This window comes from Massilia oculi (assembly GCF_017582745.1).
Classification (GTDB): Bacteria; Pseudomonadota; Gammaproteobacteria; order Burkholderiales; family Burkholderiaceae_D; genus Telluria; species Telluria oculi_A.
Genome location: NZ_JAFVIM010000001.1, coordinates 428,394 through 451,175, shown reverse-complemented (window position 1 = coordinate 451,175; position 22,782 = coordinate 428,394). Strand labels below are relative to the sequence as shown.

Sequence of the window (22,782 nt, the reverse complement as noted above, 5' to 3'; positions counted from 1 at the left end):
TGTCGCGCATTCTAGGATCATCATGAAACGCAGAATCGGATTCCTGCTCCCGCCTGGCTTCCAGGCGCTCGACCTGATGGCCACCACCGTATTCGAGATCGCTAACGGTCTCGACGGCGGGCCGTTCTATGACATGACCATGCTGTCGGAGCACGGCGGCGTTCTCGCCAGCTCGTCCGGCGTCGGCGTGTTCACCGAAGCCTTCGACCGGCGCGACTACGACACCCTGATCGTGGCCGGCATCATGACCCCGCTGAGCGCGAAATCGAGCCCGCCCTTCCTGGCGTTTCTGCGCGAAGCCAGCGAGGCCTCGCGCCGCACCGCTAGCATCTGCACCGGCGCCTTCATCCTGGCCGAGGCCGGCCTGATCGACGGCCGCCGCGCGACCACCCACTGGGCGCTGGCGCGTGACCTGCAGCGCGCCTATCCGAAGTCGCGCATCGAGGAAGACCGCATCTACATCAACGACGGCCGCGTGTGGACCTCGGCCGGCATGACCGCCTGCATCGACCTGTGCCTGGCGATGGTGGAGGCCGACCTGGGCAAGGACGCGTCGAAGCACATCGCGCGCCAGATGGTGGTCTACCACCGCCGCAGCGGCGGCCAGTCGCAGTTCTCGGCCCTGCTCGAGCTGGAGCCGAAATCGGACCGCATCCAGCAGGCGCTCACCTATGCCAAGAGCCACCTGCGGCGGCCGCTGTCGGTCGACGAGCTGGCCGAGGCGGCCAACCTCAGCACGCGCCAGTTCAGCCGCACCTTCCGCCTCGAGACCGGGCAATCGCCGGCGCGCGCGATCGAGGTGCTGCGGGTCGAGGCGGCGCGCGCCATGATCGAGACCAGCAACCACTCGATCGACATGGTCGCGCGCGAGACCGGCTTCGCCGACCCCGAGCGCATGCGGCGCGCCTTCCTGCGCGCCTTCGGCCAGCCGCCGCAGGCGATCAAGCGCGCGGCGCGCGAGCAGGCGATATAAAACCGATGGGCGGATAGGGGACGATTCAATCGTCGCGCAGCGCGCGCCGATACCCGATCGCCTCGGCCACATGCTTCGACCTCACCTCGTCCACGTCCGCCAGGTCGGCGATCGTGCGCGCCACCTTGAGCACGCGGTGGTAGGCCCGCGCCGACCAGTGCAGGTGGCGGGCCGCGTCATGCAGCAGCCGGCGCCCGGCCTCGTCGGGCGCGCAATGGCGGTCGATCTCGCCCGGCCCCAGCCCGCTGTTGGGCCGTCCCTGGCGCGCAAGCTGGCGCGCATGGGCCAGCGCCACCCGCTGCGCGATGCTTGCACTCGGTTCGCCATCGGCGTGCGCGCCCATGCCGTCTGGCGCCATGGCCGCCACCGGCAGCTGGATGTCGATGCGGTCGAGCAGGGGGCCCGAAATGCGTCCCTGATAGCGCAGCACGGCGTCCGGCGTGCAGCGGCACTTGCCGCTGGCGTGGCCCAGCCAGCCGCAGGGACAGGGATTCATCGCCGCGATCAGCTGGAAGCGCGCTGGAAAGTCGGCCTGGTGGGCCGCGCGCGAGATCGTGATCGATCCCGACTCCAGCGGCTCACGTAAAACCTCCAGCACACGGCGCTCGAATTCGGGCAGCTCGTCGAGGAACAGCACTCCGTGGTGGGCCAGCGACACCTCGCCCGGCCGCGGCAGGTTGCCGCCGCCGACCAGGGCCACGCCCGACGTCGTGTGATGCGGACTGCGAAACGGCCGCTGGCGCCAGCGTTCGGGCGCGAAGCCGCCGGCCAGCGACTGCACGGCGGCCGATTCGAGCGCCTCGGCCTCGCTCATCGGCGGCAGCAGGCCGGGCAGGCGCGCCGCCAGCATGCTCTTGCCCGCGCCTGGCGGGCCGACCAGCAGGACGGAATGGGCGCCGGCGGCGGCCACCTCGAGCGCGCGCTTGGCGTGCTGCTGGCCCTTGACCTCGGCGAAGTCGGGATAGGAAGGCAGCCGCGACGTGCCGGGGCCACGGTGGCGCGCCAGCTTCGGCGCGTCGGGCACGTTGGCGAAGTGGGCGCAGACCTCGAGCAAGGTGCGCGCCGGGTAGATGGCGGCCGCCTCGACCAGCGCCGCTTCGTCGGCGTTGGCCAGTGGCAGGATGAAGGCGCGCATTTCGTCGTCATCGTCGCGTGCCATCGCGAACGCCATCGCCAGCGCGCCGCGCACCGGGCGTAATTCACCCGACAGCGACAGCTCGCCCGCGAATTCGTAGCGGTGCAGCGCATCGTCGCGGATCTGGCGCGAGGCGGCCAGGATGCCCAGCGCGATGGGCAGGTCGAAGCGGCCGGACTCTTTCGGCAGGTCGGCCGGCGCCAGGTTGATCGTGATGCGGCGCGCCGGGAGGTCGAAACCGGAATTCTGCAGCGCCGCGCGCACGCGGTCTTTCGCTTCGCGCACTTCGGTATCGGGAAGGCCGACGATGGCGATGCCTGGCAACCCATTGGCGAGGTGGACCTCGACATTGACTGCAGGCGCTTCCATGCCGGCGAGGGCGCGGCTTCTGAGGACGGCCAGACTCATAGTGTTCCTTCCGCATGAACGCTGGGAAGGCCCTATCGTACGGCGCGCGCGGCGGCATCTGTTGCGTGCGGACAGGCATGCGTATTCAAGCTGCATGGCGTACGCACATGCCCCCGAATTTGTCGTCCATTCCAGCTTTTCTACCGCCTGTCACAAAGACCTGACATCGCATTCCACTAACGCTACATTATCTGCAAGGAAATATCTGCCACCATTAACAGACCAGGAGTTACAGCCGATGCTATCGATCAAGCAGCTCAACAAGACGTATGCCAACGGCGTCAAAGCCATCAACGATGTCAGCCTCGAGATCCCGAACGGCATGTTCGGCCTGCTCGGGCCGAACGGCGCCGGCAAGTCTTCCTTGATGCGCACCATCGCCACCCTGCAGGATCCCGACAGCGGCAGCATCCACTTCCACGGCCTCGACGTCCTGGCCGATAAAGAAGGCCTGCGCCGCCAGCTCGGCTACCTGCCGCAGGATTTCGGCGTCTATCCGAAGGTGAGCGCCGAAAAGCTGCTGAACCACTTCGCCGTCCTCAAAGGCTTGATCGCGAAGGGCGAGCGCAAGGAGATCGTCGAAGCCCTGCTGCATCAGACCAATCTGTGGGAAGCGAGAAAGCGCGGCCTGGGCACCTATTCGGGCGGCATGCGCCAGCGCTTCGGCATCGCCCAGGCGCTGCTCGGCGCGCCGCGCCTGGTGATCGTCGACGAGCCGACCGCCGGCCTCGATCCCGACGAGCGCAACCGCTTCCTGAACCTGCTGGCCAAGATCGGCGAGCAGGTTGTGGTGATCCTGTCGACCCACATCGTCGAGGACGTGACCGACCTGTGTCCGCGCATGGCCATGATCGCCAGGGGCACGGTGCTGCTGCAGGGCGAGCCGCAGGCCGCGATCGACACCCTGAAAAGCCGCGTGTGGCGCCGCACCGTCAGCCAGGAAGCCCTGCCCGAATACCAGGAGCGCTTCAACGTGCTGTCCACCCGCCTGGTGGCGGGGCGGCCGCAGATCAACGTCTATGCCGAGTCGCAGCCGGACGATGGTTTCGTCAGCGTCGAGCCGGACCTGGAAGACGTCTACTTTCTGCAGATCCGCAATGCCGGCCGCGCGGCCGGCCAGGCGGCGCCTGCCCAGGCTGCGCCGGTGACGGCGTGAGGAGGGCGGCATGCTGAGAGAATTCTTCAAGTTCGAGCTGGACTTCCAGCTGCGCCAGCCCCTGCTGTGGGTGTGCGCGCTGATCTTCGGCGCGCTGGCCTTCGGCGCCACCACCAGCGACGCGATCCAGGTCGGCGGCAGCATCGGCAACGTCAACCGCAATGCGCCGGTCGTAGTCGCACAACTGCTCGGCTTCTTCAGCCTGATGTCGATGTTCGTCGTCACCATCTTCATCGCCGGCGGGGTGCTGCGCGACGGCGAGATCGGCATTTCCGACATGCTGTTCGCCACGCCGATGAAAAAGCACGACTACCTGGTCGGCCGCTTTGCCGCCGGCCTGGTGGCCTGCCTGCTCATCTTCGCCATGATCGTGCTCGGCACGATGCTCGGTCCCCTGATGCCCTGGATCGACGCCCAGCGCGTCGGTCCCTTCCCCGGCGCGGCCTACCTGTGGGCGCTGGGCGTGCTGGTCGTGCCCAACCTGTTCTTCATCGGCGCCCTGCTGATGCTGCTGGCCGCCACCACCCGCTCGATCATGATGGTGTACGTCGGCGTGATGGCTTTCTTCGTGCTCTGGATCGTCGCCGGCAGCTTCACCTCGGACATCGACAACGAGTGGATCGCCGTGCTGGCCGATCCCTTCGGCATGCGCGCGCTCGCCCGCGCCACGCGTTACTTCTCGACCGCCGAATCGAATGCCGGCCTGCCTGATATTGGCGGCTACATGCTGGCCAACCGCCTGCTGTGGAGCGCCGTCGCCCTGGTGCTGGTCGGCCTGACCCTGGCCCTGTTCAAGCCGCAGCGCGCCGGGACCGGCAAGCGCCTGTTCGGCAAGGCCAGGGCGCAGGCCACGCCGGCCTACGTGCCGGTAGCGGTGGCCCTGCCGCGCGTGGCGCCGCAGTTTACGAGCGCCACGCGCTGGGCCCAGTGCTGGCACATCTTCGCCTTCGATGCCGTCGCGGTGTTCAAGAGCGTGCCCTTCCTCGTCCTGCTGCTGTTCGGCGTGCTGAACATGGTAGGCAGCTCGAGCCAGCTCGACGCGCTGTTCGGCACCGACGTCTACCCGCGCACGCACCTGATGATCGAGCTGCTGAACGGGTCGTTCAACTTCCTCCTGATTATCATCCTGACCTTCTATGCGGGCGAGTTGATCTTCAAGGAACGCCAGGCCAGGATCGCCGACGTCAGCGATGCCATGCCGATGCCGAACTGGGCGCCGCTGGTCGCCAAGAGCCTGGCGCTGATGGGCGTGGTGCTGGTCTTCCTGTTCGCCGGGATCCTGACCGCGATCGCCATCCAGCTGTTCCGGGGCGGGGCGCCGGTGGAATTCGGGGTCTACGTCAAGGGCGTGTTCATGGCCGGCCTGCCGTTTGTCCTGATGGCGCTGATCGCCATCGTGCTGCAGGTCGTCACCAACAACAAGTTCATCGGCTACCTGCTGGTGATCGTCCTCCTGATCGCGCAGATCGTCCTGTCCGTGATGCACTTCGATCACAACCTGTACAACGTCGCGCTGCTGCCCGAGACGCCGTGTTCGGACATGAACGGCTTCGGCCACTTCGTCACGGGCTGGGCCTGGTTCGCGCTGTACTGGACCCTGTTCTGCCTGGCGGCGCTGATTGTGGCCCAGGCCTTCTGGGTGCGCGGCCTGTCGGTCGAGTGGCGTGCGCGGGTGCGCCAGGCGGGCCGCCGCCTGAAAGGCGGCGCGGGCATGGCGCTGGCGCTGTGCACGATCGCCTTCGCCCTCGTCGGCGGCTGGATCTTCCATAACACCGTGACCCTGGGCCGCTACGAAGCCAAGAACGTGGGCATGGACAAGCAGGCCCGCTACGAAAAGAACTACCGCCAGTACAAGGACCTGCCGCATCCGAAGGTCATCGACGTGCGCGCCGCGGTCGACATCTATCCGGAACAGCGCCGCGTGACGGTCAAGGGCAGCTACGTCCTGGAGAACAAGACCGACCAGCCGCTCGACACTCTGCGCCTGCAGTTCAATCCCGACGTCGTCACCACCCTGGGCAAGCTGCCGGCGCACCAGGTGGTGCTGGACGATGCGGAGTCGGGCTTCCGGATCCTGAAACTGGCCGAACCCCTGGCGCCGGGCGCGCGCCTGCCGCTCGACTTCACGGTCGATGCGCACCGCCAGGGCTTCTCGAATTCGGGCAAGGCCGACACCTTCAACCTGAACGGCACCTTCTTCAACAACCACGAGTTCTTCCCGATGCTCGGCTACCAGTCCGACTACGAGCTGACCGACCGCAACGAGCGCCGCAAACGCGGGCTGGGCGAGCCGGAACGCATGCCCAAGCTCGAGGACGAGGCGGCGCGCGCCAATTCGATGTTCGGGGGCGGCGCGGACTGGATCGCTTTTGAAACCACGGTGTCGACCAGCGGCGACCAGATCGCGCTGGCGCCGGGCTACCTGCAAAGGTCGTGGACGGAGAACGGCCGCAACTACTACCACTACAAGATGGACCAGAAGATGATGCCGTTCTTCGCCTACCTGTCGGCGCGCTGGCAGGTGAAGAAGGGCGAGTGGAACGGCATCCCGATCGAGATCTACCACGACGCCAAGCATGGCTATAACGTGGACCGGATGATCGAGGCCACCCGCAAGTCGCTGGACTACTTCACCACCGAGTTCACGCCTTACCAGCACAAGCAGGTGCGCATCCTGGAGTTCCCCAACTACCAGACCTTCGCCCAGTCGTTCGCCAATACGATCCCGTTCTCGGAATCGATCGGCTTCATCGCCGACCTGCGCGACAAGGAAGACATCGACTATGTGTTCTACGTGACGGCCCACGAGATGGCGCACCAGTGGTGGGGCCACCAGGTCACCGCCGCCAATGTGCAGGGCGCGAGCATGCTGATCGAATCGCTGTCGCAGTACTCGGCGCTGATGGTGATGGAGAAGGAATACGGACCTCACCAGATGCGCCGCTTCCTGCGCTATGAACTGGATCGCTACCTGCGTTCGCGCGGCGGCGAGGTGATCGAAGAGCTGCCTTTGAATCGCGTGGAAAACCAGGATTACATCCATTACCGCAAGGGCAGCCTGATCTTCTACCGCCTGCGCGACGAGATCGGCGAACAGGCGCTGAATCGCGCGCTCAAGCGCTTCCTCGAAGACAAGGGTTATCAAGAGTCGCCGTTCACCACCTCGAAGGAGCTGCTCGACTATATCCGCGCGGAGGCGCCGGCCGACAAGCACGCCCTGATCTCGGATATGTTCGAGAAAATCGTGTTCTACGATAACCGCATGATGGAAGCGTCAGCGAAGAAGCGTCCGGACGGCCAGTGGGACGTGACGATGAAGCTGCACCTGGCCAAGATGGAAGCCGACGGCAAAGGCAAGGAAACCGCACGCGCCTACGACGAGCCGGTGGAGATCGGCGTGTTCGCCCGCGCCAAGGGAGCCAGGGAAGCCGATGAAAAAGTGCTTCTCCTGGAAAAGCGGGTGCTGTCCGGCGACCATCCGGTGGTGACGGTCACGGTGAAGGAGCAGCCGTTCGAGGTGGGCGTCGATCCCTACAACAAGATGATCGACCGCGTGTCGCGCGATAACCGCAAGGAGGTCGCTATCGAGTGATCCGCGGCGGGCAAGGCGCCATGGTCCGGCCGTTCGGCCAGGCCATGGCGGGAGGCGACACGTGGACGGCAAACGCGGCATACTGGAGCTTCCCTGTCTTTCGCCGCTCATGATGAAACTTGCCGTCGCTGCCTTCCTGCTCGCCATCCTGCCGCCGTTGTCCCTGGCCGCGCCGTCGCAAGCCGCGCCGGCCCCCGCCGCGCGCCAGGAAATCGCTCACCTCATCGGCTACCTGACCGCATCCGGCTGCAGCTTCCAGCGCAACGGCAGCTGGCACGACGCCGCGCAAGCGGCAAAACACCTCCAGCGCAAGTACGACTACCTGCTCAAGCGCGACCTGGTCGCTTCAAGTGAGGATTTCATCTCGCGCGCCGCCAGCGAAAGCAGTCTCAGCGGCAAGCCCTACCAGGTGCGCTGCGGCGGCGATGCGCCGGTCGCCAGCGCCGCCTGGCTCAAGGCCGAGCTGGCGAAGTATCGCGGTGCGCGTCCATCCCGCTGAGTTTGCGCATCCGATAGCGCATTGCCGTCGTAGGTATTCCCTCTGCATTGACTCGTGCATGGCTTCCATGTGAGGATTTGCTCTATATTAAATAACAACAATATCTGACCGCGGAGGCGGGACTGGCCGCCACGGAAAAGGCCGGGTCCCGACGAGAGGGAATGCAATGCTGGCTAAGAGCTTGGCATGGTGGGTGCCGGTGTTGCTATTGGGCGTATGGAATGGCGCCGTGCATGCTGCCCAGGCCGACCCGATCGCACGGCTGGTGCACCAGGCGCGCTATGCAGAGGCGAGCAGTGCGATCGAGGCCAGGCTGGCGCGCAATGCCACCGATCCGGCGGCACTGGCCGCGTCGGTCGACGTGCGCATCGTCCGGGACGAGCCGGACGACTTGCCGCAGGCGCGCGCCGCGGCCGAACGCTGCGTCCAGGCCAATCCGGACAGCAGTGTCTGCGCCGAAGCGCTGGGAAATGTCATGCTGGCGCAGTCGCGCGCCGGCGGCCTGTTCGCGTTCGTGCGCAATGCGTATGCCACGCGCGACACCCTGGAGCGCGCGATCCGCTTCGATCCGATGAATTACCGCGCCCGCGTGACGCTGATGGGCTTTTATCTTGAGGCGCCATTCTTCCTTGGGGGCAGCGAGGTGCGCGCGCGCGAACTGGCCGCCGAAGCGCGGCGCCTCGACCCCGACCTGACCCGCCTGATGCGCGCCATCTGTGCTTTCGACGAGGGAAAACTGGACGAGGCCGAGCAGAACATCCTGGCGGCTGACCTGACGCGGTATGAACTGGTGCAAGGCAGCCAGCGCGAGCTGCTGCTGACCCTGGCCAGCGCCCACCTCGACGCCGGCCGCTATGCGCAGAGCAGCCGGCTGTTCCAGGAACTGAGCCGCCGCCTGCCGTCCAGCGAGCATGGGCCCTACGGACTGGCGCAGGTGGCGCGCGCCCAGGGACGGCTGGCCGAAGCCGCGCTGCAGCTGGAGAGGGCGGCGGCGATCGCCCCCAGGCCCTATGTCTACAAGACGCTGGGCGAAGTATACGAAGCGCGCCACGACCGGCCGCGCGCGATCGCGGCCTACCAGGCGGCGCTGGCGGGGGTTCCGCCGCTCGCCCGGAGCGAGAAGAGGCAGGTCACGGCGCACCTGGAGCAGCTGAAGCGGCGCTGATGCCCGCCCGCTGGATGACGTTCAGGCGGCGATCAGCGGGTTCTTTGTGACCGCCACCGCCAGGATATAGGCGAAGCAGGCCAGCGCGCCGACGAAGGCCAGGGCGCGCACCTGGCGCGTGCGGCCGCGCTTGAGCGCCACCGTGCCCAGGCCGATGTAGGCGATCAGGGCCACCAGCTTGGCGGTCAGCCACGGCGCCTGGCCCGGGTACTGGCTGCTCCACACCGCCAGGCCGATGGCGCTGCCCAGCAGCAGCGTGTCGATCACGTGCGGCGCGATCTTCACCCAGCGCTGCTGCAGGCGCTTCGATTCGGCCAGCATCCACAGGCCGCGGACGAGGAACAGGGCGCCGCTCAAGACGGCGAAGGTCATGTGGATGTGCTTGAGGGCGTAGTAACTCATCGTTCAGGCGTGCAGGCGGTTGGTTGCGACCCCGGCAGTATGCCTGAGCCGGCCCCGCGAACGCCTCCTTTTTAAGGCCCGGTCAGCCGCACTCGCCGACGTAGTGGCACGACTCGCAGCGCGAGCAGCCATCGACCTTGCGCAGCGCCAGCGCGCCGCATTCCGGGCATTTGGCGCCGTTCAGGACGGGCAGGGGTTCTGCCGGCGTCTCGGCCTGCAAGCGCGGGCCTGGCGCGGCGTCGTGCATGCGCCGCTCGAAGCTGCGCGCGAGCGCGTCCACCGGCACCTGGTTGCCCTGCTCGTCGAGGAAGCCGCGCCGGATCAGCATCCGCTGCAGCATGAAGGCGATCGCCGCGACTTCGGAGTCGTGGTACACCGGCACCTGCACGCCATCGTCGCGCACGATGTGGCCGCAGCGCACCGGGCCTTTTTCCCACACCACCTCGCGCATGTCGGCCAGCGCCCGCGCGATCGGGCCGCCGGCGCGCGCCACCATCGACAGCAGCCGCATCGAGGCCGTGATCCACTGGTGGCCGCCGGTGCGCTGGTTGGCCGGCATGAAGAATTCGAAGGGACGCTCGACCGTCACCCGGCGGCCTTCCCATGCTCCTTCGGCGCGCAGGAAGCTCACCGTCAGGTAGGCGGTCTTGCGGCCTTCCTGGGTCGAGTACTCGATCTTCGACGTCACCGACTCCAGCTCGCCCAGCGGGCGATGCTCGAAGCGCTTGCGCAGCGGGTCGTCGTCCGCCACCAGAGGCGCGGTGGATGCGACGTCCGCAGCTGGCGCGACTGATAAAACACTCCCCAGCACCGCGTTCGGCCGATAGGTCGCCAGCCCCTTCAGCCCCGCGCGCCAGGCTTCCAGGTACAGGTCGCGGAAATCCTCGTAGGGATAATCCTCGGGCACGTTGACGGTCTTCGAGATCGCGGTGTCGATGAAGGGCTGGACCGCCTCCACCATGCGCAGGTGGTCCAGCGCGCGCATCTCGAGCGCGGTGACGAAGGCTGGCGGCAAGGGGGCGTCGCCATGCAGCTGGCGGTACAGGCGCCAGGCGTGGTCGCACACCTCGTAGCTGCGCGTGCCGCCGTCGGCCGTGCGCTTCCTGCGCTGGTAGGTCCAGGAATAGGGCGGTTCGATGCCGTTCGAGGCATTGTCGGCGAAGGCCAGCGAGATGGTGCCGGTCGGCGCGATCGACAGCAGGTGCGAGTTGCGGATGCCGTAAGCGCGGATGCCGTCGAGGAGCGCTTGCGGCAGGCGTCCGACGAACTGCCCGCGCAGGTATTTGTCGGCGTCGAACAGCGGAAAAGCGCCTTTTTCGCGCGCCAGTTCGATCGAGGCCGCGTAGGCCGCGTCGCGCAGTTCGGCCGCGATGCGCGCCGCCATGGCCCGGCCCTCGTCGGCGTCGTAGCGCAGGCCCAGCATCGCCAGCGCGCTGCCCAGGCCCAGGAAGCCCAGCCCGATGCGGCGCTTGGCGCGCGCCTCTTCGGCCTGCTGCGGCAGCGGCCATCGGTTGGCATCCAGCACCAGGTCGAGCATGCGCACCGCGGTGGCGGCTACCTCTCGCATGCGCTCGAGGTCCAGCCGCGCCTCCGGTGTGAACGGCGCATCGACGAAGGCGGTGAGGTTGAGCGAGCCGAGATCGCAGCAGCCATATGGCGGCAGCGGCTGCTCGCCGCAGGGATTGGTGGCGCGCAGCTGTTCGGCATACCAGAGGTTGTTCTCGGCATTCATGCGGTCGATGAACAGCACGCCCGGCTCGGCATGATCGTAGGTCGAGACCATGATGCGTTCCCACAGGTCGCGCGCGCGCAGGCTGCGGTAGACCCACAGGCCGTCGTCCCTGCGGTGGCCGCCGGCGGCCATGTCCTCGTCGCCCGGCTCGGCCGGGTGCACCAGCGCGAATGTTTCATCCGCCTCGACGGCGCGCATGAAGGCATCGGTCACGCCGACCGAGATATTGAAATTGGTGAGACGGCCCGTGTCCTTGGCCGCGATGAAGCGTTCGATGTCGGGATGGTCGATGCGCAGCACGCCCATCTGGGCGCCGCGCCGCGCGCCGGCCGACTCCACCGTGCGGCAGGAGGCATCGAACACTTCCATGTACGACACCGGGCCGGAAGCGCGCGAGGCGGTGCCGGCGACCTTGCTGCCCAGCGGGCGGATCGCGGAAAAGTCGTAGCCGACCCCGCCGCCGCGGCGCATGGTCTCGGCGGCTTCGCTGAGCGCGGTATAGATGCCGGGCAGGCCGTCGCTGGTGCCGGAGATGGAGTCGCCCACCGGCTGGACGAAACAGTTGATGAGGGTGGCCGAGAGGCCAAGGCCGGCGGCGGACGCGATCCGGCCGGCGGGGACGAAGCCCTGTTGCTGGGCCTCCAGGAAACGGCGCTCCCATTCGGCGCGCTGCGGTTCGAGGGCGGCCAGGGCGCGTGCGATGCGCCGCTGCACGTCCCCGATCGTGCGCTCGTCGCCGCGCGCGTATTTTTCGCGCAGCACATCCAGCGACACTTCCTGCGCGGGCAGGGTGCCGGTCGGTGATTCTGGTGCATTCATGCCGGTTGCCCTATCCATGAATGCACCCGCCATCAGGGTTTGTTGATCGGCGTATCGCCCGATTTGTCGAGACTCGGCGGCAGCACGATGGTCGGATCTTCGGGCTGGGCCGGGAACGGCGCGGTGGCCGACGGCGCCGCGCCCGGTGGCGGGGTGGTCGATGCGGTCGATGCGGTCGATGCCGACGAGGCGGTGGCGCCGGACGCCAGGCGGGCTTCGAGTTCGATCACGCGCAGCTCGAGCGCTTCCAGCTTGGCGCGGGTCTTGGCCAGCACCTGGGCCTGGATGTCGAATTCCTCGCGCGTGACGAGGTCGAGCTTGGCGAAGCCCGAGGTCATCGCCGCCTTGACGTTGCGCTCGATGTCCTTGGCCGGGCCGCTTTCCAGTGCCTGGTTGATCTTGCCCTGCAAATCGCTGAAGAAGTTGCTGTTGTTCATGTCCCTATCCCTTTCTGCCGAGGTTGTATGCACCACGGCGGTGCAAACGAGCCTGATTTGGTGCGTCACGCAACACGGCGGACGCCGTTCGCGCTCGATTGTATTGAAGCAAATCGTAAGTGGGGCGTGTTTACCAAAAAAACAAGGCTAATTTCACCGCTTTTATGAGCTGGCACACATCCTGCTAAATGAAGGGGGAGATAACGCACGAATAAAGGATTCCAAACGCAGTAACTGTCCAAGGGGGTTTGTCATGAAGTGCAATGCAAAAATCAACGCAATCAGTCTGGCGATTCTGGCTTTCACCAGCGTCCCGGCCATGGCACAGGAACAACCCGCTGAACATCAGGTGAGCTACAACGTGGCCCTCACCAGCGACTACCGTTACCGCGGCCTGTCGCAAACCGATTCCGACCCCGCCCTGTCCGGCGGCGTCGACTACGTACATGGCCCAACAGGCTTTTACGTAGGCACCTGGCTCTCCACTATCAAGTGGACGAAGGATCTGGGTGGCGACGGCAATCTTGAATGGGATGTGTATGCCGGCAAGCGTGGCCAGTTGACCGACGAGGTCAGCTACGACGTCGGCGGCCTGTATTACTGGTATCCGGATAACAGCCTGGATCCGAACGCAAATACTTTTGAAATTTACGGCAAGCTCGGCTTCGGCCCTGCGTATATCAAGTATTCGCACTCGACGACCAATCTGTTCGGCACCGCCGACAGCAAGCGCAGCGGCTACCTGGACCTGGGCGCCGACATCGACGTCAGCAACGGTTTCCTGCTGAACCTGCAGATCGGTCGCCAGCGCGTGAAGAACAACAGCCCGGCGTCCTACACGCACTACAAGATCGGCGTGACGAAGGACTTTGGGGTCGCTACCGTGGCCCTGGCCTGGCACAAGGCGAATACCGACGCCTACCTGAGTCCGGAAGGCAAGAACCTGGGCAAGTCAGCCGCCGTGCTGTCCGTGTCAAAAACTTTTTGATAGCAAAAGAGGCAATACCATGAAAATGATTACCGCCATCATCAAGCCCTTCAAGCTCGACGAAGTGCGTGAAGCGCTGTCGGAAATCAACGTGCAAGGCATGACGGTGACCGAAGTGAAGGGTTTTGGTCGCCAGAAGGGTCACACCGAGCTGTACCGTGGCGCCGAGTACGTTGTCGATTTCCTGCCCAAGATCAAGATCGAAGCTGCCGTCGACGATGCCATCGTCGACCAGGTGATCGATGCGATCCAGGGCGCCGCCCGCACCGGCAAGATCGGTGACGGCAAGATCTTCGTGGCCGACCTGACCCAGGTCATCCGTATCCGTACCGGCGAGACCGGCAACGACGCACTGTAAGAAGGAAAGTGTTCATGAAGCATATAACGACAAAAATCCTGACCGCCATGCTGGGCCTGGGCCTGGCCCTCCCGGCCATGGCGGCGCCGTCCATCAACAAAGGGGATACCGCCTGGATGTTCGTTGCCACCCTGCTGGTCATCATGATGGTGATCCCGGGCCTGGCGCTGTTCTACGGCGGCATGGTGCGCGCCAAGAACATGCTGTCGGTCCTGATGCAGGTCATGATGGTGTTTTCGCTGATCATCGTGCTGTGGTGCCTGTACGGCTACTCGCTGGCCTTCACCGGCAATAACGCCTTCATCGGCGGCTTCGACCGCGCCTTCCTGCAAGGCATCTGGGACCCGGTCGCCGGCACCTTCGCGATGGGCGCCACCTTCACCAAGGAGGTGATGATCCCCGAGTTCATCTTCGTCGCCTTCCAGGGCACCTTCGCCGCCATCACCTGCGCGCTGATCGTCGGCTCGTTCGCCGAGCGCGCGCGCTTCGCGGCGGTGCTGGCCTTCGTGGTGATCTGGTTCACCTTCGCCTACCTGCCGATGGCGCACATGGTCTGGTTCTGGGCCGGTCCTGACGCGATCACCGATGCCGCCTCGTTGGCCACCGTCAGCGCCGGCGCCGGCTACCTGTGGCAGCAGGGCGCGCTCGACTTCGCGGGCGGCACCGTGGTGCACATCAATTCCGCGGTTGCCGGCCTGGTCGGCGCCTACGTGATCGGCAAGCGTGTCGGCTACGGCAAGGAATCGATGGCCCCGCACTCGCTGCCGATGACCATGGTCGGCGCCTCGCTGTTGTGGGTCGGCTGGTTCGGCTTCAACGCCGGTTCGGCGCTCGAAGCGGGCGACATCGCGGCGCTGGCCTTCATCAACACCCTGCTGGCAACCGCCGCCGCCACCGTGGCGTGGGCGGCCGGCGAATGGATCTTCAAGCGCAAGCCATCGATGCTGGGCGCCGCCTCGGGCGCCATCTCGGGCCTGGTGGCGATCACCCCGGGCGCCGGTTTCGTCGGTCCGATGGGCGCCTTGGTCATGGGCCTGCTGGCTGGTATCATCTGCCTGTGGGGCGTGACCGGCCTGAAGCGCATGCTGCGCGCCGACGATTCGCTCGACGTGTTCGGCGTGCACGGCGTGGGCGGCATCCTGGGTGCGCTGCTGACCGGCGTGTTCGCGGCGCCGTCGCTGGGCGGCCAGGGCGTGTGGGACTACACCACCAATGCCATGGCCACCGGCTACTCGATCGGCAGCCAGGTGCTGGTGCAGGCGCACGGCGTGGTCGTGACCATCGTCTGGTCGGGCATCGTCGCCTTCATCGCCTTCAAGCTGGTCGACATCGTGATCGGCCTGCGCGTGCCTGAAGACGAAGAGCGCGAAGGCCTGGACATCACCAGCCACGGCGAATCGGCGTACCGTTACTGATACTCCGCAAGGAGTTCGGTCAAGAAAGGCGCCTGCGGGCGCCTTTCTTGCGTTATTGGCAACACCTCTTTAAAAAGGACAGGTGCACCCCATATGAGATACCCGATTAAGTAAACAACAAGAAGCGCATAACAAGGACGTCCCCTACATGGTTCCGCACCTCGCCACAGCCCAGACCGGTCCTCTGCTGGACCTGGAAAAGAAAATCCTCGAAGCCACCCCCGCCATCGAGCGCTGGTTCCGGCTCGAGTGGCAGGAGCATACGCCGCCGTTTTATTGCTCGGTCGACCTGCGCAATGCCGGTTACAAGCTGGCGCCGGTCGACACCAACCTGTTCCCGGGCGGCTTCAACAACCTGCCGACCGAAATGCTGCCGCTGACGGTGCAAGCCGCCATGGCCGCGATCGACAAGTATTGCCCGGACGCGCGCAACCTGATCCTGGTGCCCGAGACGCATACGCGCAACCCGATGTACCTGCAGAACGTGGCGCGCCTGATGCAGATCTTCCGCCAGACCGGCCTGCACGTGCGCCTGGGTTCGTTCTCGCCGGACGTTACCGAACCGACGCCGTTGGCCCTGCCTGACGGCAATATGCTGGTGGTCGAGCCACTGGTGCGCTCGCCCAACGGGCGCCGCGTCGGCCTGGCCGATTTCGATCCCTGCACCATCCTGCTCAACAACGACCTGTCGGCCGGGATCCCGGCCATCCTCGAGAACGTGCACGAGCAGTCGCTGTTGCCGCCGCTGCACGCCGGCTGGGCGTTGCGCCGCAAGAGCAACCACCTGAAGGCGTTCGACGAGGTGGCCAAGAAGTTCGGCAAGCTGATCGACATCGATCCGTGGCTGGTCAATCCGCTGCACAGCAAGTGCGGCGAAGTCGACCTGCGCGAGAACGTCGGCACCGAAGAGCTGGCCGACAACGTCTCGGCGCTGTTCTCGAAGATCAAGAAGAAATACAAGGAATACGGCATGAAGGAGCGCAAGCCCTTCGTGATCCTGAAACCCGACGCCGGCACCTACGGCATGGGCGTGATGACGATCAAGGATGCGAGCGAAGTGCGCGACCTGACCCCGGCCCAGCGTGCGCGCATGTCGGTGATCAAGGATGGCGTGGCGGTGACCGACCTGATCATCCAGGAAGGCGTGCCGACCTTCGAATCGATCGACGACGCCGTGGCCGAACCGGTGGTGTACATGATCGACCGCTACGTGGTGGGCGGCTTCTACCGTGTGCACGCCGAGCGCGGCATCGACCAGAACCTGAACTCGCCGGGCTCGCAATACGTGCCGCTGGCCTTCGCCCAGCAGCATGCGGTGCCGGACCTGAAGGCCAAGCCGGGCACGGCAGCGCCGAACCGCTTCTATGTGTATGGCGTGGTGGCGCGGCTGGGCATGCTGGCGGCGTCGCTGGAAATGGAACGTACGGATCCGAATCCGGAAGTCTATTGATCGTGGCGGGGAGGGCGGCGGACTGCCGGCCGTCCTTGCGCGCCAACTCTTAGTCTTCCTTGCGCACCACGTACATGAAGTGAGAGCGCAGCACCGGCGCCAGCGCCGTCAGCAATTCGGACACCATATACGGCGCCACGGCCAGCAGGCGGTGGATCGGCGGCGCCAGCACCAGGCTGCGGTAGCGCTGCCCGCCACCCGGCCACCATCCTTGCAGCTCGGCCCGGGTGACCTTGCGCACGTTGCGGTTGCGCGGGTTGTCATAGCGAAAATCGAACACCAGGCACCAGCCTCCCGGGCGCAGCGCGCGCCACATCTGGGCGGCCAGCTCGCGCCGCAGCGCCGGATCGAGCACCGAGGAAAATACCGTCAGCGCCGTGACCAGGTCGTAGCTCGCCGGCGGCACCGCATCGAGCGTGCCCAGGTGCCAGCGCACGCCGTGCGCCGTACATCGGCGCGCATGGTCGAGCCGGTCTTTTTGCAATTCGGTGCCGGTGAGATTGGCCGGGGAGGCGCCCCAGTCGATCAGCTGGCGCAGGAAGCCGCCGGTGCCGCAGCCGACGTCCAGCACTTGCACGCGCGACAGATCCGGGCCGACCGTGCAGGACAGCAGGTCGGCAAAGCCGCGCGCGCGCGCCGCCACCTGCTGCAGGATCTCGGGCCGGTGCCAGGCATAGCGCGCCAGCGCCGCGCCGCCATGCCAGTTGCGGTAGACGTCTTCGATGCGCTCCTGTTCGGCCTGTTGGCTTGGTTGGGTATCCATGCCCTCATGTTCTCGCGCGGTCGTATTGACACGATTGAGCTGTCTCAGTCGCGTTGCGTGATACCTGACAAATTGCCGCAGTGTATTTTCGGGTGTGAGTGGATGAGGGCCCGGTCCGCGAGTTTCCACGATTCGGGCTAAAATCAGGCATTACTTCGAATGGACGCCCCATGAAAATCGCCTTTCTCGCCGACCCTCTGTCCGGATTCAAGATCTACAAGGATTCGACCTTCGCCATGATGCGCGAGGCGGCGCGGCGCGGCCATGCCATCTACCACTTCGAGCAGAGCGACATGGTGCTCGAAGAAGGCGTCGTCAGCGCGCGCGTGGCGCAGATCCACCTCACCGGCGATGCCGACGCGTGGTACCGCCTCGACCCGGCCGTCGACGTGAACCTTGGCGAATTCGACGCCATCCTCGAGCGCAAGGATCCGCCGTTCGACATGGAATATGTGTACGGCACCTATCTGCTGGAACTGGCCGAGCGCCAGGGCGCGTGCGTGATCAACAGCCCGCGCGCGATCCGCGACCACAACGAGAAGATGGCCATCGGCCAGTTCAGCGAGCACACTTCGCCGACCCTGGTCACGTCCGACGCGGCGCGCCTGCGCGCCTTCCACGCGAAGCACACCGACGTCATCTTCAAGCCGCTGGACGGCATGGGCGGCGCCGGCATCTTCCGCGTGAAAAGCGATGGCCTGAACCTGGGGGCGATCATCGAGACCCTCACCGACAATGGCCGCAATACCATCATGGCCCAGAAGTTCATTCCGGCCATCGAGAAGGGCGACAAGCGCGTGCTGGTCATCGGCGGCAAGCCGGTGCCCTTCGTGCTGGCGCGCATACCGCAAGGCGGCGAAGTGCGCGGCAACCTGGCCGCCGGCGGCCTGGGCGTTGCCCAGCCGATCAGCCCGCGCGAGCGCGAGATCGCCGAGGCCCTGGGCCCGGTGCTGGCCGAGCGCGGCCTGTTGCTGGTAGGATTAGATGTGATCGGCGACTTCCTCACCGAAGTCAATGTGACCAGCCCGACCTGTTTCCAGGAAATCCAGGACCAGACCGGCTTCGACGTGGCCGCGATGTTCATCGACGCGGTCGAACAAAAGGTAAGCAAATAACATCATGGTAGGCATCCTGCTCCTGACCCACGCGCCGCTGGGCCAGGCATTCATCGCGGCAGTGGCGCATGTGTTCCGCGGCCCGACCGAGCGCTTCGAGGCGATCGACGTGGCCGCCGACCAGGATATCGGCGAGGTCAACGGCCTCGCGCGGGAGGCGATCGCGCGCCTCGACGAAGGCGACGGTGTGCTGGTGATCACCGACGTCAAGGGCGGCACGCCGTCCAACTGCTGCAACTCGCTGGCCGATGCCGGCCATGTGGAAGTCATCGCCGGCATCAGCCTGCCGATGCTGCTGCGGGCGATCACGTATCGGCGCGACACGCTCGACGTCGTGGTCGAGATGGCGCTGGCGGGCGCCCAGAACGGCGCGGTGCGGGTGGATAACCGGATTCGGGTGGGGTAGGAATAGCCATAGCGGTGCGCGCGCCGAGGGGCGCGATTCGACAAGTACAACGATAAAGCGAATATGATTCAACAAGAACTCGAGATCATCAACAAGCTGGGCCTGCATGCCCGCGCATCCGCCAAATTCACGCAGCTGGCCGCCAAGTACCAGAGCGACGTCTGGCTCACCCGCAACGGGCGCCGCATCAACGCCAAGTCGATCATGGGCGTCATGATGCTGGCCGCCGGCAAGGGCGCCAAGGTGACCCTGGAAGCCGACGGCAAGGACGAGGAAGCCGCGGTCGCGGCCCTGTCCGCCCTGGTCAACGACAAGTTCGGCGAAGGCGAGTAATGCCGCGTGAAGCGGCATCTCGTCCAGGAGACGTCAGCATGGCCTCCTTCCTTCTCCATGGCATACCGGTCTCGCGCGGGATCGCGATCGGCCGCGCCCATCTGCTTACCCCGGCCGCGCTCGACGTCAAGCACTACCTGGTCGCCGACGACCAGGTAGAAAACGAAGTGCGCCGCCTGCAGGACGCGATCGCCGCCGTGCACCGCAACCTGCAGGAACTGTGGACCGACCTGCCCAAGGACGCCCCCACCGAGCTGGGCGCCTTCATTGACGTCCACGCCCTGATCCTGTCCGATCCGATGGTGTCGGAAGCGCCGCTCGACATCATTCGTGCGCGCCACTACAACGCCGAATGGGCGCTGGTGACCCAGATCGACGACCTGTCGGCCCAGTTCGACGAGATCGAGGACGAATACCTGCGCGAGCGCAAGCATGACATCCAGCAGGTGGCCGAGCGGGTATTGAAAGTCCTGACCGGCACCGCGTTGAACGTGCCGCCGATCGTGATCGACGAAGACCAGCCGCCGCCGCAGATGATCGTGGTGGCCCACGACATCTCGCCGGCCGACATGCTGGCCTTCCGCGACCGCGATGGCGGGCCGCGCACCTTCATCGGCTTCGTCACCGACGTCGGCGGCCAGAACTCGCATACCGCGATCGTCGCGCGCAGCCTCGACATCCCGGCCGTGGTGGGCATGGACCAGGCCTCGCGCCTGGTCGAGCAGGACGATTGGGTGATCGTCGACGGCGACGCCGGCGTGGTGATCTGCAATCCGAGCCAGCTGGTGCTGGAGCAGTACCGCGAGCGCCAGGCGGCGCTGGCCAAGGCGAGAAAACGCCTGCTCAAGCTCAAGAAGACTCCGGCCGTCACCCAGGACGGCACCGCCATCACGCTCTTGGCCAATATCGAGCTGCCCGACGATTGCCCGGCCGCGCTCGAGGCGGGCGCCAACGGCGTCGGCCTGTTCCGCTCCGAATTCCTGTTCATGGGCCGCGGCGCCCAGGCCCTCAGGATTCCCGGCGAAGACGAGCAGTTCGAGCAGTACCGCAAGGCGGTGCTGGCGATGAAGGGCCGCCCGGTGACGATCCGCACGCTCGACGTCGGCGCCGACAAGCCGCTCGACCAGACCGACCAGACCGCGCTCAATCCGGCGCTGGGCCTGCGCGCGATCCGCTACTGCCTGGCCGAGCCGCAGATGTTCCTGACCCAGTTGCGGGCCATCCTGCGCGCATCCGCCTTCGGCAAGGTGAGGATCCTGATCCCGATGCTGGCGCATGCCTTCGAGATCGACCAGACCCTGAACATGATCGAACAGGCCAAGGCCCAGCTGCGCGCCGAGAACATCAAGTTCGACGAGGGCATCGAGGTCGGCGCGATGATCGAGATCCCGGCCGCCGCGCTGGCGCTGCCGCTGTTCGTGCGGCGCATGGATTTCCTGTCGATCGGCACCAATGACCTCATCCAGTATCTGCTGGCGATCGACCGGGTCGATTACGAGGTGGCGCACCTGTATAATCCGCTGCACCCGGCCGTATTGCAGCTGATCGCCTCGACCATCGCCACCGGCCACAAGGCCGGCCTGGACGTGGCGGTGTGCGGCGAGATGGCGGGCGACGTCAAGCTCACCCGCCTGTTGCTGGGCATGGGCCTGCGCGAATTCTCGATGCATCCGGCGCAGCTGCTGGCGGTGAAACAAGAAATATTGAGCACCGACCTGGGCGCGGTCACCACCCGTACCCGGCGCATCCTGCGCGCGATGGAGCCGGGCGAGATCGCCAGCGCGGTCGAGCAGCTGCAAGCCCTCTGACGTTCTGGCGACGGCCTGGCCCCGGCCGTCGCAAGCACCACCAGCGCACCACCCAACACTTTTGAATACCTCCATGGGATCTCTTGGAATAGTCACACCACAGGCGATGCATTTCGCCGAGCCCTTGCTGTTGCAAAGCGGCGCCCAGCTCGGCGACTACACGCTGATGTATGAAACCTACGGCACGCTCAACGCCGACAAGTCGAACGCGGTGCTGATCTGCCACGCGCTGAACGCCTCGCACCACGTGGCCGGCCACTACGCCACGCCGAAGAGCGCCGGCTGGTGGGACAATATGGTGGGACCGGGCAAGCCGGTCGACACCGACCGCTTCTTCGTCATCGGCATCAACAACCTCGGCTCCTGCTTCGGCTCGACCGGCCCGATGCACGTCAATCCCGCCACCGGCAAGCCGTATGGCGCCGCCTTCCCCCTGGTGACGGTGGAAGACTGGGTGGCGGCCCAGGCGCGCCTGGCCGACCGCCTCGGCATCGAACAGTTCGCGGCCGTGATGGGCGGTTCGCTGGGCGGCATGCAGGCCCTGTCGTGGAGCATCATGTTCCCCGAGCGCCTGCGCCACTGCATCGTGATCGCCTCGACGCCCAAGCTGTCGGCCCAGAACATCGCCTTCAACGATGTCGCGCGCCAGGCGATCCTGACCGACCCGGACTACCGCGGCGGCGACTTCTACGAACATGGCGTGGTGCCGAAGAACGGCCTCAAGGTGGCGCGCATGATCGGCCACATCACCTATCTGTCGAACGACGACATGGCGGAAAAATTCGGGCGCAAGCTGCGCAACGCGGCCGAGACCAACGACTACAACTTCGACTTCGGCATCGACTTCGAGATCGAATCCTATCTGCGCTACCAGGGCGACAAGTTTTCGGAATACTTCGACGCCAACACCTATCTCTTGATTACCAAGGCGCTCGACTACTTCGACCCGGCGCGAGAGCATGGTGGCGACCTGACGAAGGCGCTGGCCGGAACCCGTGCCCAGTTCCTGGTCGCCTCGTTCACCACCGACTGGCGCTTCTCGCCCGAGCGCAGCCGCGAGATCGTCGAAGCGCTGATTTCGAACCGGCGCCGCGTGAGCTATGCCGAGATCGACGCGCCGCACGGCCACGACGCCTTCCTGCTCGAAGACGCGCGCTATATGAACGTCGTGCGCGCCTACTACAACCGCATTGCGCTGGAGGTCGCATGAACTTCGACGACCTGAATACCTTGCGGCCCGACCTGGCCTTCATCGCGCACTGGGTGGGCGAGGGCGCCCACGTGCTGGACGTCGGCTGCGGCGATGGCGCCATGCTGCGCTACCTGGGGTCTAGCAAGCGCTGCAGCGGCTACGGCATCGAGATCGCCGACGACAAGGTGTTGGAAAGCACCGCGCGCGGCATCAACGTGATCCAGCACGACATGGAGAAGGGTCTCGGGCTCTTCGGCGACAATACCTTCGACACCGTGCTGTGCCTGAATTCGCTGCAGATGATGCAGCACGTCGAGGCGCTGCTGCGCGACATCGTGCGGGTGGGCAGCGAGGCGATCGTCTCGTTCCCCAATTTCGCCCACTGGCCGCACCGCCTGGCGCTGCTCAAGGGCCGCATGCCGATGTCGCGTTCGCTGCCCTATAAATGGTACGACACGCCCAATGTGCGGTATGCCACGATCTACGATTTCCAGGAACTGGCGGTGTCGTGCGGCCTCGAAGTGCTGGAGTGCGTGGCGCTGGCCGATGGCGAGGTCATTAAATTCTTGCCGAACCTGCGCGGCAGCCTGGCGGTGTTCCGCTTGCGCAAGAAAGTATCGCCGGCAGTGTAATGCG

At 65.8% G+C, this 22,782-nt stretch carries 19 protein-coding genes and 1 pseudogene; 15 read left to right on the top strand and 5 right to left on the bottom strand.

What is annotated here, in order from left to right:
- Nucleotides 1-22 precede the first annotated feature (22 nt).
- Nucleotides 23-973, top strand: coding sequence for a GlxA family transcriptional regulator (locus J3U95_RS02120; protein WP_208277044.1), 951 nt, complete (start codon nt 23-25; stop codon nt 971-973).
- Nucleotides 974-998: 25 nt separating this feature from the next.
- Here J3U95_RS02120 and J3U95_RS02115 read toward each other — a convergent pair whose 3' ends face one another.
- On the bottom strand, nt 999-2,516 hold the full coding sequence (locus J3U95_RS02115) for a YifB family Mg chelatase-like AAA ATPase (RefSeq protein ID WP_208277043.1): 1,518 nt from the start codon (nt 2,514-2,516) through the stop codon (nt 999-1,001).
- 238 nt (nt 2,517-2,754) lie between these two features.
- Here J3U95_RS02115 and J3U95_RS02110 point away from each other — a divergent pair, with 238 nt between their 5' ends.
- The 4 genes from J3U95_RS02110 to J3U95_RS02095 all read left to right on the top strand — a co-directional run bounded on the left by J3U95_RS02110 (nt 2,755) and on the right by J3U95_RS02095 (nt 8,928).
- Nucleotides 2,755-3,672 (top strand): ABC transporter ATP-binding protein, encoded by a 918-nt coding sequence (locus J3U95_RS02110; protein ID WP_208277042.1) that lies wholly within the window; start codon nt 2,755-2,757, stop codon nt 3,670-3,672.
- A gap of 10 nt (nt 3,673-3,682) precedes the next feature.
- Nucleotides 3,683-7,264: an ABC transporter permease/M1 family aminopeptidase gene (locus J3U95_RS02105; protein ID WP_208277041.1), complete on the top strand. Its 3,582-nt coding sequence runs from the start codon at nt 3,683-3,685 to the stop codon at nt 7,262-7,264.
- Nucleotides 7,265-7,373: 109 nt separating this feature from the next.
- A complete protein-coding gene (locus J3U95_RS02100) occupies nt 7,374-7,763 on the top strand; it encodes a YfeK family protein (RefSeq protein WP_208277040.1) in 390 nt (129 codons plus the stop codon).
- Nucleotides 7,764-7,929: 166 nt separating this feature from the next.
- Nucleotides 7,930-8,928, top strand: a complete 999-nt coding sequence (locus J3U95_RS02095; RefSeq protein ID WP_208277039.1) for a tetratricopeptide repeat protein — start codon at nt 7,930-7,932, stop codon at nt 8,926-8,928.
- 21 nt (nt 8,929-8,949) lie between these two features.
- Here the strand turns inward: J3U95_RS02095 and J3U95_RS02090 are convergent, their stop codons facing one another.
- The 3 genes and pseudogenes from J3U95_RS02090 to J3U95_RS28260 all read right to left on the bottom strand — a co-directional run.
- Nucleotides 8,950-9,330, bottom strand: coding sequence for a SirB2 family protein (locus tag J3U95_RS02090; RefSeq protein ID WP_208277038.1), 381 nt, complete (start codon nt 9,328-9,330; stop codon nt 8,950-8,952).
- An 82-nt stretch (nt 9,331-9,412) separates the two neighbouring features.
- Complete coding sequence (locus J3U95_RS02085; protein WP_208277037.1) at nt 9,413-11,881, bottom strand: adenosylcobalamin-dependent ribonucleoside-diphosphate reductase; 2,469 nt, start codon at nt 11,879-11,881, stop codon at nt 9,413-9,415.
- A 209-nt stretch (nt 11,882-12,090) separates the two neighbouring features.
- Nucleotides 12,091-12,318 (bottom strand): annotated as a pseudogene (locus tag J3U95_RS28260) (accessory factor UbiK family protein); the annotation flags it as partial.
- Between the two features lie 253 nt (nt 12,319-12,571).
- Here J3U95_RS28260 and J3U95_RS02075 point away from each other — a divergent pair.
- The 4 genes from J3U95_RS02075 to gshA all read left to right on the top strand — a co-directional run bounded on the left by J3U95_RS02075 (nt 12,572) and on the right by gshA (nt 16,529).
- Nucleotides 12,572-13,306 carry a TorF family putative porin gene (locus tag J3U95_RS02075; protein WP_208277035.1) on the top strand — a complete coding sequence of 245 codons (735 nt, stop codon included), beginning with the start codon at nt 12,572-12,574 and terminating at the stop codon, nt 13,304-13,306.
- A gap of 19 nt (nt 13,307-13,325) precedes the next feature.
- Nucleotides 13,326-13,664, top strand: coding sequence for a P-II family nitrogen regulator (gene glnK / locus J3U95_RS02070; protein ID WP_109345130.1), 339 nt, complete (start codon nt 13,326-13,328; stop codon nt 13,662-13,664).
- A 14-nt stretch (nt 13,665-13,678) separates the two neighbouring features.
- Complete coding sequence (gene amt, locus J3U95_RS02065; RefSeq protein ID WP_229519575.1) at nt 13,679-15,079, top strand: ammonium transporter; 1,401 nt, start codon at nt 13,679-13,681, stop codon at nt 15,077-15,079.
- A gap of 148 nt (nt 15,080-15,227) precedes the next feature.
- Complete coding sequence (gene gshA / locus J3U95_RS02060) at nt 15,228-16,529, top strand: glutamate--cysteine ligase (RefSeq protein WP_208277034.1); 1,302 nt, start codon at nt 15,228-15,230, stop codon at nt 16,527-16,529.
- Between the two features lie 49 nt (nt 16,530-16,578).
- Here the strand turns inward: gshA and J3U95_RS02055 are convergent, their stop codons facing one another.
- A complete protein-coding gene (locus J3U95_RS02055) occupies nt 16,579-17,292 on the bottom strand; it encodes a class I SAM-dependent methyltransferase (protein ID WP_208277033.1) in 714 nt (237 codons plus the stop codon).
- Between the two features lie 170 nt (nt 17,293-17,462).
- Here J3U95_RS02055 and gshB point away from each other — a divergent pair, with 170 nt between their 5' ends.
- The 6 genes from gshB to metW all read left to right on the top strand — a co-directional run bounded on the left by gshB (nt 17,463) and on the right by metW (nt 22,778).
- Nucleotides 17,463-18,407, top strand: a complete 945-nt coding sequence (gene gshB / locus J3U95_RS02050) for a glutathione synthase (protein WP_208277032.1) — start codon at nt 17,463-17,465, stop codon at nt 18,405-18,407.
- A gap of 4 nt (nt 18,408-18,411) precedes the next feature.
- On the top strand, nt 18,412-18,813 hold the full coding sequence (locus J3U95_RS02045; RefSeq protein ID WP_005667799.1) for a PTS sugar transporter subunit IIA: 402 nt from the start codon (nt 18,412-18,414) through the stop codon (nt 18,811-18,813).
- A gap of 63 nt (nt 18,814-18,876) precedes the next feature.
- Nucleotides 18,877-19,146, top strand: coding sequence for an HPr family phosphocarrier protein (locus J3U95_RS02040; RefSeq protein ID WP_005667800.1), 270 nt, complete (start codon nt 18,877-18,879; stop codon nt 19,144-19,146).
- Between the two features lie 38 nt (nt 19,147-19,184).
- A complete protein-coding gene (gene ptsP / locus J3U95_RS02035; RefSeq protein ID WP_208277031.1) occupies nt 19,185-20,954 on the top strand; it encodes a phosphoenolpyruvate--protein phosphotransferase in 1,770 nt (589 codons plus the stop codon).
- Nucleotides 20,955-21,027: 73 nt separating this feature from the next.
- A complete protein-coding gene (metX, locus tag J3U95_RS02030; protein ID WP_208277030.1) occupies nt 21,028-22,164 on the top strand; it encodes a homoserine O-succinyltransferase MetX in 1,137 nt (378 codons plus the stop codon).
- On the top strand, nt 22,161-22,778 hold the full coding sequence (gene metW, locus J3U95_RS02025) for a methionine biosynthesis protein MetW (protein WP_208277029.1): 618 nt from the start codon (nt 22,161-22,163) through the stop codon (nt 22,776-22,778). Before metX ends, metW begins: the two co-directional genes overlap by 4 nt.
- Nucleotides 22,779-22,782 lie beyond the last annotated feature (4 nt).

Coding starts and splice junctions, on each gene's coding strand:
- J3U95_RS02120 (WP_208277044.1), top strand. CDS start 23: ATGAAACGCAGAATCGGATTCCTGCTCCCGCCTGGCTTCCAGGCGCTC.
- J3U95_RS02115 (WP_208277043.1), bottom strand. CDS start 2,516: ATGAGTCTGGCCGTCCTCAGAAGCCGCGCCCTCGCCGGCATGGAAGCG.
- J3U95_RS02110 (WP_208277042.1), top strand. CDS start 2,755: ATGCTATCGATCAAGCAGCTCAACAAGACGTATGCCAACGGCGTCAAA.
- J3U95_RS02105 (WP_208277041.1), top strand. CDS start 3,683: ATGCTGAGAGAATTCTTCAAGTTCGAGCTGGACTTCCAGCTGCGCCAG.
- J3U95_RS02100 (WP_208277040.1), top strand. CDS start 7,374: ATGATGAAACTTGCCGTCGCTGCCTTCCTGCTCGCCATCCTGCCGCCG.
- J3U95_RS02095 (WP_208277039.1), top strand. CDS start 7,930: ATGCTGGCTAAGAGCTTGGCATGGTGGGTGCCGGTGTTGCTATTGGGC.
- J3U95_RS02090 (WP_208277038.1), bottom strand. CDS start 9,330: ATGAGTTACTACGCCCTCAAGCACATCCACATGACCTTCGCCGTCTTG.
- J3U95_RS02085 (WP_208277037.1), bottom strand. CDS start 11,881: ATGAATGCACCAGAATCACCGACCGGCACCCTGCCCGCGCAGGAAGTG.
- J3U95_RS02075 (WP_208277035.1), top strand. CDS start 12,572: ATGAAGTGCAATGCAAAAATCAACGCAATCAGTCTGGCGATTCTGGCT.
- glnK (WP_109345130.1), top strand. CDS start 13,326: ATGAAAATGATTACCGCCATCATCAAGCCCTTCAAGCTCGACGAAGTG.
- amt (WP_229519575.1), top strand. CDS start 13,679: ATGAAGCATATAACGACAAAAATCCTGACCGCCATGCTGGGCCTGGGC.
- gshA (WP_208277034.1), top strand. CDS start 15,228: ATGGTTCCGCACCTCGCCACAGCCCAGACCGGTCCTCTGCTGGACCTG.
- J3U95_RS02055 (WP_208277033.1), bottom strand. CDS start 17,292: ATGGATACCCAACCAAGCCAACAGGCCGAACAGGAGCGCATCGAAGAC.
- gshB (WP_208277032.1), top strand. CDS start 17,463: ATGAAAATCGCCTTTCTCGCCGACCCTCTGTCCGGATTCAAGATCTAC.
- J3U95_RS02045 (WP_005667799.1), top strand. CDS start 18,412: ATGGTAGGCATCCTGCTCCTGACCCACGCGCCGCTGGGCCAGGCATTC.
- J3U95_RS02040 (WP_005667800.1), top strand. CDS start 18,877: ATGATTCAACAAGAACTCGAGATCATCAACAAGCTGGGCCTGCATGCC.
- ptsP (WP_208277031.1), top strand. CDS start 19,185: ATGGCCTCCTTCCTTCTCCATGGCATACCGGTCTCGCGCGGGATCGCG.
- metX (WP_208277030.1), top strand. CDS start 21,028: ATGGGATCTCTTGGAATAGTCACACCACAGGCGATGCATTTCGCCGAG.
- metW (WP_208277029.1), top strand. CDS start 22,161: ATGAACTTCGACGACCTGAATACCTTGCGGCCCGACCTGGCCTTCATC.